The organism is Candidatus Eisenbacteria bacterium (genome assembly GCA_013140805.1).
Taxonomy (GTDB): Bacteria; Eisenbacteria; RBG-16-71-46; order RBG-16-71-46; family RBG-16-71-46; genus JABFRW01.
This window is the reverse complement of sequence record JABFRW010000107.1, coordinates 1-11,553: the sequence shown is the minus strand read 5'-3', so window position 1 is coordinate 11,553 and position 11,553 is coordinate 1. Positions and strand designations below refer to the sequence as shown.

Below are 11,553 nucleotides of genomic sequence, written 5' to 3'. Positions count from 1 at the left end.
CGGCCAGCACGCGGCGCGCGATGCTGGCCGCCGCGGTCGGGTGCGAAAGGCCGCGCGCGGCGCTGCGCGCGCGCTCGCGCGCCGCCGGATCCGTCAACCAGCGCGACACGCACGCGGCGACGTCCTCGAGCGAATCGGCGTGTACCGCAGCTCCCGCGGCCTCGAGGAATCGTGCATTGCGGACCTCCTGCCCCGGGGTCGGACGGTAGATCACCATCGGCGTCTGCTTGACCAGGGCTTCGGAGCAGGTGAGCCCGCCGGCCTTGCTCACGAGCACGTCGCATGCTTCGAGCAGCACGTCGACCTCGTTCGAGAACCCGAGCGCACGCACGTCGCCGCGCGCCGCGGCCGGCAGCGCCTCGATCTCGGCGCGCGCGCGCTCGTGGGTTCCGCACACCACCCACACGAGCGGACGCGAATCGAGTGCCGCGAGTCGATCCGCAAGTTCCGCGAGCGGACCTACGCCGCTGCCACCGCCCATCACCAGCACCATGGGCCGATCGGTCGGCAGGCCGAGGCGCCGACGCGCCTCGTCGCGCCCCAGCGTGAGCGCGAAGCGCGGCTCGATCGGAATCCCCGTGACCTCGATGCGAGCACGCGGTACGCCGTGGCCTGCCAGCTCGTCGGCCACCGCCTCGCTGGCGACGAAGTAGCGATCGACGTGACCGAATGCCCAGAACGGATGAGCGGCGAAGTCGGTGATCACGCAGTAGAGCGGCACCGTCAGCCGTGGGCCCCCGCGCGGCGGTGAGAGCGCCTCGATCGGCAGGAAGTGCGTGCACACGATGGCGTCGGGCCGTTCGCGCTCGACCACGCGTGCGAGCCGGCGCAGGTTCAAGCGATCCATCAGCCGCACCGTGTTCGCGCCGCGTTTGAACGGCGCCAGCTCCCACGAGTGATACAGCACACCCCAGAGTGCGGGGGCGCGCTGGGCGAGCACGTTGTAGCCCTGCCCGTATCCGGTGCGATAGAGGCGCGAGGCGTAGACCAGTGCGTCGACCTCCTGCACCGTTGCGCTCGGGTCCAGCGCACTGATGCTGGCGGCGAGTGCTTGCGCGGCCCGCTTGTGACCGCTTCCGGCGGTCGCATGAAGGATCGCGATGCGTGGTCCCGGCGCGCCTCCCCCGGCGAGCGTCTCCAGGGCCACCATGCCGCCGCCGACCGCCGGAAACAGCACGTCGCGCTCGCCGCCCGACTGCCACCGCTCGCGCCACCAGCGGCGCTGGGCGCGCAGCCGCGCGCGCCATCGTCGCGTGAGGGACGGCGGAATTCGGAAGCGGGCGAGGCCCTGGGCTCTCATCATCCCTCGATCGCGTTTCGCACGTGTCGGACCCGCGCTCCTCCGGGCTCGAGCTCGATCGCGACCACGTCGATCCTCACCCGTCTGGAATGGCCGGCGCGCGCCACTCCCGCGCGATGCAACCTCGCGCGTTTCGCGCCGTTCAACGATTCGATCGCGCCGCCGAAGTCGGTGCGACCGCGAAATCTGACCTCGACCAGCACCTCGGTGTCGCCGTCCTCGACCACGAGATCCACCTCGACGCCGGCGATCCGAGCGTTGCGCTCGACGATTCGCATGCCCGCCAGCTCGAGATAGGCGGCGGCCAGTGCCTCCCCCGCGTGCCCCCGTGACGCTGCCATGCCCATGACGTTCCTCGCGGGGGCGAAGTTGCGGAGGCGTGGCGGAGCGCGTCGCGTGACGCGCTCGCCGCGGCACATCCTACTCCAGCGCGAGCGCCGCCTGTGAAACAGGTCGATAGGAGAACCGGTGCAGCGGACAGGGTCCGAGGCGTTCGAGCACCGCGAGGTGTTGCGGAGTGCCGTAGCCCTTGTGACGCGCGAAACCGTACTCCGGCCACACTCGATCGAGCCGCTCCATGATGCGGTCGCGCACCACCTTCGCGACCACCGACGCCGCCGCGATCGAAAGCAGGGTCGCGTCGCCGCTGACGACCGCCCGCTGCGGCGAGCGCACACCGGGAATGACGTCGACGCCGTCGACCAGCACCAGCCCCGGCGCGACCGCGAGCCGCGCGACCGCACGTCGCATCGCCTCGAGCGACGCACACCGGATGTTGACCCGATCGATCGTGCGAGGGCCGATGACCGCCCATGCGAACGCGCGGGCGTCGGAGAGGACCCGGGTGTAGAGCGCTTCGCGCATGGCGGGATCGAGCTGCTTGCTGTCGTGAAGCCCCGCCCAGGCGAGCTCGCGATTCAGAACCACCGCGGCGGCCACCACCGGTCCTGCGAGCGGTCCGCGACCGGCCTCGTCGACTCCGACCACCACGACATCGGCGCCCGCAAGTCGCGATTCGGCGCGCGCCAGTCGCTTCCACACCGGAGCCGGCCGGCTCCCGGTCGCATCCTTGCGAACGCGGGTCTCGGACGCGGCGCGCACCGGGCGTGCCTGCTAGTCCTGGCGGCTTCCGGTGGCGAGGCGAGCAGCCTTGCCGGTCTTGCCACGCAGGTAGAACAACTTCGCGCGACGCACCTGGTTGTGCTTGATGAACTTGATGTCGGCGATCATGGGTCCGTGCAGCGGGAACGTGCGCTCGACGCCGACGCCTTCGCTGATCTTGCGGACCGTGAACGTCTTGCGCATACCGGCGCCGCGCACGCTGATCACGTCGCCGCGAAACTTCTGCTGTCGTTCCTTGTCGCCTTCGATCACGCGCACCGAGATCTCGACCGTGTCGCCCGAACGAAGATCGGGGCGATCGGCTTTGAGGTGGGCGGCTTCGACTTTTTCGATCAAACGCATAGCCTGTCCTTTCGACGACGAAACCGGCTCGAGGGGCCGGTGATGATGAGCGGCCGGGCAGTATAGGCGAGACCCCGGGGGCCGGCCAAGCCGGGCGGTTTCGGTGCTAGCGGATCACCGCGAGGCGTGCCGACGCGCATGCCGTGCCCTGCTGCGCCCGAATGAGATAGAGCCCCGGAGCGAGGCCGCGCAGGTCGAGCGTCGCCGCCCGGGTCGCCGTGTTCTCGACCTCGTAGTCGCGCTCCAGCCGGCGCCTGCCCGCCAGGTCGAAGAGCGCGAGACGCAGGTGCCCGGGCCGCGCCGCGAACCGCAGCGTGGCCACGTTTCGGGCGGGATTCGGGTGCACCGAGTCGATTCGCAGCGGGCGATGCGCGAGCGGGGGCTCTGCGGTCGAAATTCCGGTCGTGCTCACGCTGACGAACTTCTGGATGCGATCGTTCAACCAGTCGGCGATCACGATCGTGCTGCCCTCGGAGTCCACCCGCATTCCCTCGGGAGCATTGAACTGCCCGGCGGCGGCGCCGGGCACTCCCCACTCGCACACGAATGCGCCGGCCGCGGTGAAGCGCTGGATGCGATGGTTGAACTTGTCGCTCACGTACAGATTCCCGCGTCGATCCGAGTGCACGGCCTGCGGCTCGTCGAATCGACCCGGCGCCTGTCCCCAGCCGCCCCACAGCGACACCAGTGCGCCGGCGCCCGTGAACTTCTGCACGCGATTGTTGTTCTTGTCGGCGACCAGCACGAATCCGGCGGTATCGACCGTCACGCCGTAGGGCTGGCTGAACTTGCCCGAATCGCTTCCGGTGCTGCCCCACGAGAGAAGAAAGCCGCCATCCGGCGCGAACTTCACGATCCGGTCGCTCAGGTAGCTCGCCACCAGGATATTGCCGGCACGATCCACGGCGATCCCGGCGGGCGCATGCAACTGGCCCGGGCCGGTGCCGAACGACCCGCACGAGAGCAGCGGGAATCCCGTCGGCGAGAACTTCTGAACGCGATGATTGCTGGTGTCGCCGATGTAGACGCAGCCACTCGAGTCGATGCAGATTCCGGTTGGAAAGCGGAACTGGCCCGGCGCGCTGCCGAGCGATCCCCACTCGAACAGGTAGTTGCCGTTCGAGTCGAACTTCTGCACACGGTGATTGTCGCCATCCACCACGTAGAGGTTGCCGAGACGATCGATCGCGACGTCGGTCGGCAGCTTGAACTGGCCGGGCCCGCTCCCATGCGAGCCGAACGTGAGCACATGAACCGGCGGAGACACCGCACTCGACGGTTCGGCACCGGCGACAGCGCCGAGCACGACGCACGCGATGATGCTGGCTTTCGACTTGGTCATCATGATCGCCGGGGTCCTCGAGATTGCGAGCGCCGGGCGCTGCATGCCGGCCCGGTGCTGGGGCTCGCGCGGTACGGGGCGTGGAAGTCTACACGCTGGACGCTGCCACCGGAACGTGCCCCGCGTGCGGGCGCGCTCGAACTGGCCATTCCTCCGCTCGCAGGCTAGCCTTCGCGGCCGATGCTCGCTCGCAGTCGTCAGTTGCTCGCCACCGGCGTGTTCGTGGTGGACGCATGCCTGATCTTCGGCTCATGGTTGCTCGCCTACTGGCTGCGTTTTCATGCGCTCGGGCTCACCGCGCCGCGCGGGATCCCGCCGCTCTCGCTCTATCTGTGGAGCGGCGCGGTGCTCACACCGATCGCGCTGCTGGTGCTGCGGACCTTTCGCGTCTATCGCTCTGCGCGTACGGCGCGCCTGTCGCGCGAGCTCTTCTACCTCGCGCTCTCGATGGCGGTGGCGACGCTCGGCGCCGGCGTCGGCTCATTCTTCGCGCGCGGCGAGCTTTCGCGCATCGTGGTGGGGATGTTCTGGGTGGTCGGCACCGCTTCGCTGTGGGGCAGCCGGCTCGCGGTGCGCCTGCTGTTGCGGTGGATGCGGAGCCGCGGTCGCAACTTGCGTCACGTGGTGATCGTCGGTACCGGCGCGCTCGCCCGACTTCTCATCGACAAGATCCACCATCACGCGGATTTCGGGCTCTCGCTTCAGGGCCTGATCTCGATCGATCCACCACGCCGTGGCGAAACGCTCGACGGCCACGCGGTGCTGGGTTCGATCGCCGACCTTCCGCGACTGGTCGAGGAGCACGGCATCGAGCTGGTCTACGTTGCACTCGGCCGCCCGGAGTGGAAAGCCGAGGAAGAGACCCTGCAGGCCCTCGCCGACAGCACCGCGGCGGTGCGACTCGTGCCGGATCTCACGCATGCGTTTCGACTCAACTCGAGCGTCGAAGACTTCGACGGCATGCCGGTCGTGCTGGTCACCGACAGCCCCGAGCAGGGCTGGAACTCGGTGCTCAAGCGCGGATTCGACCTGGCATGCGCTGCCATCGGCCTGCTCGTGATCTCTCCGGTGCTCGCAATCCTCGCGATCCTGATCCGGCTCGATTCGCCGGGTCCGGTGTTCTATCGCCAGGAACGCGTCGGCTTGAACGGCCGGCGCTTCGACATGATCAAGTTCCGCAGCATGCGCGCAGATGCGGAGTCGAGCGGCACGGCGTGGACCACCCGAAACGATGTGCGCCGCACCCGTCTCGGCGAGACGCTGCGCCGCCTGTCGCTCGATGAGCTGCCGCAATTGTGGAATGTGCTGATCGGCGACATGAGTCTGGTGGGGCCACGGCCCGAACGCCCGATGTTCGTCGAGCAGTTCCGCACCTCGATTCCGCGCTACATGCTGCGCCACCACGTGCGCGCCGGCATGACCGGATGGGCGCAGGTCAACGGCCTGCGCGGCGACACGCCGCTCGAGCAGCGCATCGAGTACGACCTCTACTACCTCAAGAACTGGTCGCTCGGTCTCGACTTGAAGATCCTGATGCTCACCGTGGTGCGGGTGTTCCGCGACGCCAGCGCCTACTGACGCTCGGAGGCAGTCCATGCTCGCGATGCTCTCGGCCCTCGTTCTGGCGATCCCCGGTCCGCTCGCTCACACCTACTCGATCGTGGCACGCGACTCGGTGACGGGCGAGATGGGCGTGGCGGTTCAATCGCACTACTTCTCCGTCGGCCCGATCGTGCCGTGGGCCGAAGCGGGCGTCGGAGTGGTGGCGACGCAGTCGCTGGTGCTGGTCGACTACGGTCCGAACGGGCTCGAGCTGATGCGCCGCGGCTTCACGGCCTCGCAGGCACTCGACATGTTGAAGCACGGCGATGCGAATCCCGATGTGCGGCAGGTCGCGATGATCGATGCGAAGGGAAACGTGGCAGCGCACACGGGCAAGGCCTGCATTCCAGACGCCGGATTTCGCACCGGCCGCCAGTACTCGGTGCAGGCCAACCTGATGGCGAACGACAAGGTGTGGCCCGCGATGGCGGCCGCCTACGAGCACGCGAAAGGCGATCTCGCCGAGCGCATGATGCAGGCGCTCGAAGCCGGCGAGCGTGTCGGCGGCGACATCCGCGGCCGCCAGTCCGCGGCGATGGTGGTGGTCAAGGCAAAGTCGAGCGGCAAGCCATGGGTCGATCGCGTGATCGATCTGCGCGTCGAAGATCACGCCCAACCGCTCGTTGAATTGCGCCGGCTGATCCGCCTGCGTCGCGCGTACAACGCCGAGGATGCCGGCGACAATGCGATTGCAGCCGGCCGCGCCAACGAGGCGCTCGAACGCTACGAGGAGGCGATGCGGCTTGCTCCCGACGTGGTGGAGCTGCAGTTCTGGGCGGCGGTCTCGATGTACACCGGCGGTCGCGAACCCGAAGCGCGCACGGTGTTCCGCCGCGTGTTCGCTAAGGAAGCGCGCTGGGTTCCGCTCATCGAGCGGCTCTCCCGCGTTGGTCTGTTCCCCGATGACGCGGCGAAGATCCGCGACGTCACGTCCCTGGCCGTCAAGGGAGCGCGCTGGTAGGCCCGAGGCGGCTTCCAGGATCGGGGCTGAACGGCGCTAGCCGACGGCTTCTTCGTAGGCCTTCATGGTTTGCTCGGCGGTCTTCGCCCACGTGAACGATTCGGCACGCGTGCGGCCGGCGAGCGTCATGCGGGTGCGTTCCCATTCGTTCGAGAGCACGTCTCGAAGTGCGGCGGCCCAGGCTTCGGGTTGGTCGGGCGGAACGAGTCGCGCGGCATGCCCCAGGACTTCGGGCATGGCCGTCACGTTGCTGGCGATGACCGGGACATTGCAGGCCATGGCCTCGAGTGGCGGCAGTCCGAAGCCCTCGGCCAGCGACGGCTGCGCGTACACGCGAGCGCCCGAGTACAGGCACGCGAGCTCGCCGTCGTTCTGAAGTGGACCGGCAAAGGCGATGGTGTCTTCGATGCCGAGCACGCGTGCGAGTCGGGCGAGATCGTCCTGAGCACTCCACGGTGAGCCCGACAGCACGAGCGGCGGTCGTTCGGTGCGGGCGAGAATCGCGATCGCTCGCATCAGGACTTCGAGGTTCTTGTGCCGCTTGCGAGCTCCGACATAGAGCACGTAGTCGGGCGGCAGCCGGCGCTCGGTTCGAAATGCCAGCACGGCTTCGTCGCCCGCCGGCGCGAGGCCGGCCGCTGGTGCGAGCGGGATGACGCGCACCTTGCTCGCCTCGATGCCGAGCAGCGACACGATCTCCTGCCGGCCGTATTCCGAATCGGCGATCACGAGTTGCGCGCGCTTGGCGGCGAAGCCGGCCATCAGGCGCGCATAGGTCGCGGCACCGGTGGGATGGAACGACGGAAAGCGCAGGTGGATGAGATCGTGGATCGTGACCACCGCGGGACCGGTCCACAGGAGCGGCAGGGTGTAGTGCGGCGCATGCAACAACCGCGCACCGGCGCGCGTCGCGGCGCGCGGGACCACGAAGTGCTCCGCGAACCCGTACTTGCCCGCCGTCACCGGCGTCTCGATCACGGTGTCGTTGGGCCACGACACGCGACCGAGCAGCTCGGGCGGCATCAGCGCAACGAACTCGTGCCCCTCGCGACGCGTCGCGAGAGCGCCCAGCAGTCCGCGCACGTAGGCCCCGATTCCGCCGTCGAACAGCTTGCGTGCGTCGATTGCGACCTTCATCGCGCGCTCCTCCGTCGTGTCATCGCGTCGCGATAGGCCACGACCGTGGCCTCGGCGGTGCGCTCCCAGGTAAAGCGTGCGGCATTCGCGAGCCCGCGCGCGCGCAACTCGCGGCGCAAGGGCTCCTCGGCAAGCGTGCGCCGCAGCCCGTCGGCGAGTGCCCCTTCGTCCCCCGCGGGAACCACGAGCGCGCCGTCGCCCAATACCTCCGCCAGCGATCCGCCGCCCGACGAGACGACCGGCGTGCCGCACGCCATCGCCTCGAGCGGCGGAAAACCGAACCCCTCATAGAGCGATGGAAACGCGAACACGCGTGCGGCCCCGTGCAGCGCGGGCAGGTCCTGGTCGGGCACGAAGCCCGGCAGACGCAGGCGCGACTCGATGCCGAGCCCGCGCGCGAGTGCGGCGAGTGCGGGGTACTCGACCGCCTCGCGCACGCGACCGGCAATGACCAGGTCCGGCGCGTCGTCGAGTTCCGCCACGAGCCGCGCATACGCGCGCAGCAACCCCGCGGCGTTCTTGCGAGCATCGATGCCGCCCAGATAGAGCACGAATGCGCGCTCGAGCCCCAGCCGCGCGCGCAGCTCGGCGAGCACCTCGGGTGGTGGCGGCACGAAGCGTGGGTGCAATCCCAGGTGCGCCACGTGCACGGTGGCGGCCTCGCGACGGTGGCGCGTGACGACGTCTTGGCGCGTGACGGCCGAGTCGGTGACGACGGACTCGGCATGCGAGAGGGCACGGCGCTCCAAGGCTCGAAACACTCGGAACTCGATGGGTCTGCGCGCCGAGTAGAGCGACGCCATCATCTCGAGGATCAGATCGTGCACCGTGATCACGACCCCTCGGCAGTGCCACGCCGGCGCATCGGTGTGTGAGAGGAAGTGAAAGAGATCGTGGTCCGACCCGCGCACGCTCGCAGGCACGGTGGTGAGCATCGCGATGCGATCGCGTCGCGGCACATTGAGTCGCGGATACGCGCGCACGCGCACGCCAGCCGGTACGTGTTCGGCGGGCAGCGGCAGCTCGGGCTGATGCCACAGGGTGAGTTCGAGGTCGCCTCGGCGCGCGAGGGCTCGCACCAGCTCCACCGCATAGACTCCGATCCCACGCCCCTGGTGCTCCCGGAACCCGGGCTGAAGTGCTCGGCCGTCGATGGCGACGCGCATCCGTTCGCTGTTCACGTGGTGCCTCGCCCGCGGGCGGGCTCACGCCGCGCGGCGATCATGAAGTACCACCCGAACAGATCCGCGACCGGCGTGCCGTCCAGGCCGGCGACGAAGCGCGCGAGCGCGGGCCCGGTGCGCGGCGGGTAGACCCCGGCGCTGCGCACGCGCGGCTTCGAGCAGCCGAGTCGCTCGAGTGCGCGCGCGTAGCGACGCGGTCCGTGCGAAGACTCGTAGACGCCCGGCATCAGCCACTCGGTTCGCAACATCCGACCCGCGTCTCGGACGCGGAACATCGAGAGCTTGCGCGGCACCACGTCGGCGTAGAAGGTTCCACCGGGCCTCAGGATGCGCACCATTTCGGCGACGACTGCCTCGGGCTCGGGGAAGTGTTCCAGCAGTCCGCCCGACAGCACCAGGTCGAAGCTGGCATCGGGGAATGGCAGGGACAGCGCATCGCCTCGAACTCGCTCCATGCGAAGGCCGGCGATCGCGGCGGTCCGGCGCACGATGGCGAGCGCGTTCGGCGCCGGATCGAGGGCCACCAGCTCGAGCGGCGCGGCGCGGCCCATGCGCGCGAGCAGCCGCGCCGAGCCGCAACCGATCTCGATCGCGCGGCCGCTGGCCGGCAGATCGGCGCCCAGGAACTCGAACTTCAGCCGGTCGATGTGGTTGGCGAGCGTCGGCGCATCGAGCGAGTCCTCGATGTCGGGATGCGAAACCCAGTCGCGATCCCACGCCGCCCACGAGCGCACCGGCTGGCGATCCGTCATGGCGTCTCCCCGCCGGCACCGCGCGGCAGCAGGCCGCGGAGATCCGCCGAGCGCAGCACGCCCGCCATCGTCAGAAACGCCAGGTACGCGAGTCCCGCCAGCGTCAGCACCAGAGGCAGCGGCCACGCGACCCAGCGCAATCCGGCGAGCAACACTGCGAACGCAGCGTTCGCTGCCAGGACGCGCAAAATCGCGGGCCACGAGACCACCCCGGGAAGCTCGCCCCGCAACGTCGCCGCGAGCATTGCGAAGCCCGCAAGTTCGGTGACGAGCGTCGCCAGGGCGGCACCGGCGGTGTCGTAGCGCGGAATGAGAATCAGGTTGAGGCTCACGTTGATCACGGCATTGACGGTCGAGATCACCAGCACCGCGCGCTGACGACCAGTGGCCGCCAGCAGGTGCCCGCACAGGTTGGTCACGAACAACACCGGTGCCGTCCACGCCAGCAACGCCAGCGTGAGCGCACCGGCGCCGTAGTGGTGACCGTAGAGCATCTCGAGCGCCGGACCCGCAAACGCACTCGCGCCGATCCCCAGCGGCAGGCTCGCCGCCAGCGACAGCGTGAGTGCACGTTGCGAGACCGCGCGTGCGCGCGGATGCGCGATCGAGCCGGCCTCGGCCACCACCGGGAACACCGCGGTGACCAGCGACTGAGAGAGCAGCAGCGATGCGAACAGCAGGTTGGCGCACGCACCATAGAGACCGGTCGAGCGCTCGCCGCTCATCAGCGAGAGCATCACGGTGTCGAGCCGGAAGTAGACCGTGACCACCACGGCGGTGAGGGCGAACGGCAGGCCGCCGCGAATCAGCTCCGGCCATTGCGAACGGGCGCCCGAGAAGCGCGGCGCCGGCACCGCTCGTCGCGCCAGCAGCGCGACGGCCGCCAGCGCGATCAGCGCGGAGGCCGCCTGCGCACCACTCACCCACACCACACCCGCCCCGAGCGCCACCGCGGCGAGCGTGGCTCCCAGATGCAGCACGCGCGTCAGCACCGTGCCGACTGCTTCGCGATCCATGCGCTGCGTGGCGCGCAGCACGGCGAACCACGAGTTCGAGGTGGTGCCCGCGACCGCGACCAGCGCGGCGAGCACCACGAGCAACGGGGTCGGCGCCTGATACCGAAACACCCACGCGAGTGCGCCTGCCAGCACCACGAGTCCCGCGCCGAGGACGAGCTTGAGCGCCAGCGAAGCGCCGAGCAGTTCAGCGGCGCGGCCGGCGACCTGCGACACCCGGCGCGTGACGTACAGATCGGTGCCGAGGTCGGCGAGCGGCGCGAGCAACGCCACGAACGCGAGCGCCAGCGTGTAGCGCCCGAAGTCCTCGATCGGCAACGTGCGCGTGAGCACCACCAGGGTGACGAAGCCCAGCGCCCTCGCCACCAGCTGTGCGGCCGCGATCGCCACGGCGTTCGCTCGCACCGAGCGAACGGCGCCCGCGGTCTCACTCATCGGACACCTCCGCGCGCGGGGCGCTTGTTCCACGCTTCGAGACCGTGCGCGAGCACCGCGTCGAATTCGCGGTCGAAACGCTCGGGTGCAAACGGCTCCGCAAGCGCTCGCAGTTCGAACGGATCGAATCGCTCGCGCTCGAACGCCTCGATCGCTGCCCGCATGCCCGCGACGCTCGCGGTGCCGAACAGGATGCCGCCGGGCACGCGCGCGACGCCGCCCGCGCGCACGCGAGCGAGCGCTTCGTCCGAGGCGCCGCGCCCCACCGTCTCGAGCGCACCGCCGACACCGAGTGCGATCACCGGACAGCCCGCGGCCAGCGCCTCGACCGGCAGCATGCCGAAGTCCTCCTCGCCGGGA

The 11,553-nt window shown here is 69.6% G+C and carries 12 protein-coding genes; 2 read left to right on the top strand and 10 right to left on the bottom strand.

The genetic code is table 11. The annotated features are described in order from the left end of the window. From HOP12_09065 to HOP12_09045, 5 genes are all read right to left on the bottom strand, one after another. Positions 1-1,300 (bottom strand): glycosyltransferase (locus HOP12_09065; protein NOT34304.1); only part of this gene is annotated, 1,300 nt, incomplete at its 3' end. After that, a complete protein-coding gene (locus HOP12_09060) occupies positions 1,300-1,719 on the bottom strand; it encodes a YraN family protein (protein ID NOT34303.1) in 420 nt (139 codons plus the stop codon). The genes HOP12_09060 and HOP12_09065, both read right to left, overlap by 1 nt. A 1-nt stretch (position 1,720) precedes the next feature. Then, positions 1,721-2,401, bottom strand: a complete 681-nt coding sequence (locus tag HOP12_09055; protein NOT34302.1) for a ribonuclease HII — start codon at positions 2,399-2,401, stop codon at positions 1,721-1,723. Positions 2,402-2,413: 12 nt separating this feature from the next. Next, positions 2,414-2,764 (bottom strand): 50S ribosomal protein L19, encoded by a 351-nt coding sequence (rplS, locus tag HOP12_09050; GenBank protein ID NOT34301.1) that lies wholly within the window; start codon positions 2,762-2,764, stop codon positions 2,414-2,416. Positions 2,765-2,870: 106 nt separating this feature from the next. After that, positions 2,871-4,109 (bottom strand): T9SS type A sorting domain-containing protein, encoded by a 1,239-nt coding sequence (locus tag HOP12_09045; protein NOT34300.1) that lies wholly within the window; start codon positions 4,107-4,109, stop codon positions 2,871-2,873. Positions 4,110-4,286: 177 nt separating this feature from the next. Between HOP12_09045 and HOP12_09040 the strand changes: the two genes are divergently transcribed. Beyond that, positions 4,287-5,684: an undecaprenyl-phosphate glucose phosphotransferase gene (locus HOP12_09040; protein ID NOT34299.1), complete on the top strand. Its 1,398-nt coding sequence runs from the start codon at positions 4,287-4,289 to the stop codon at positions 5,682-5,684. 16 nt (positions 5,685-5,700) lie between these two features. Continuing rightward, a complete protein-coding gene (locus HOP12_09035; protein NOT34298.1) occupies positions 5,701-6,669 on the top strand; it encodes a DUF1028 domain-containing protein in 969 nt (322 codons plus the stop codon). A 36-nt stretch (positions 6,670-6,705) separates the two neighbouring features. On the opposite strand, the gene HOP12_09030 is transcribed toward HOP12_09035, so the two are convergent. From HOP12_09030 to HOP12_09010, 5 genes are all read right to left on the bottom strand, one after another. Next, on the bottom strand, positions 6,706-7,806 hold the full coding sequence (locus tag HOP12_09030) for a glycosyltransferase family 4 protein (GenBank protein ID NOT34297.1): 1,101 nt from the start codon (positions 7,804-7,806) through the stop codon (positions 6,706-6,708). Further along, positions 7,803-8,987, bottom strand: a complete 1,185-nt coding sequence (locus HOP12_09025; protein ID NOT34296.1) for a glycosyltransferase family 4 protein — start codon at positions 8,985-8,987, stop codon at positions 7,803-7,805. Before HOP12_09025 ends, HOP12_09030 begins: the two co-directional genes overlap by 4 nt. After that, positions 8,984-9,742 carry a class I SAM-dependent methyltransferase gene (locus HOP12_09020; GenBank protein ID NOT34295.1) on the bottom strand — a complete coding sequence of 253 codons (759 nt, stop codon included), beginning with the start codon at positions 9,740-9,742 and terminating at the stop codon, positions 8,984-8,986. The genes HOP12_09025 and HOP12_09020 overlap by 4 nt, the downstream gene beginning before the upstream one ends. Beyond that, positions 9,739-11,193: a flippase gene (locus HOP12_09015; protein ID NOT34294.1), complete on the bottom strand. Its 1,455-nt coding sequence runs from the start codon at positions 11,191-11,193 to the stop codon at positions 9,739-9,741. Before HOP12_09015 ends, HOP12_09020 begins: the two co-directional genes overlap by 4 nt. Then, positions 11,190-11,553 (bottom strand): glycosyltransferase (locus HOP12_09010; protein NOT34293.1); only part of this gene is annotated, 364 nt, incomplete at its 5' end. The genes HOP12_09015 and HOP12_09010, both read right to left, overlap by 4 nt.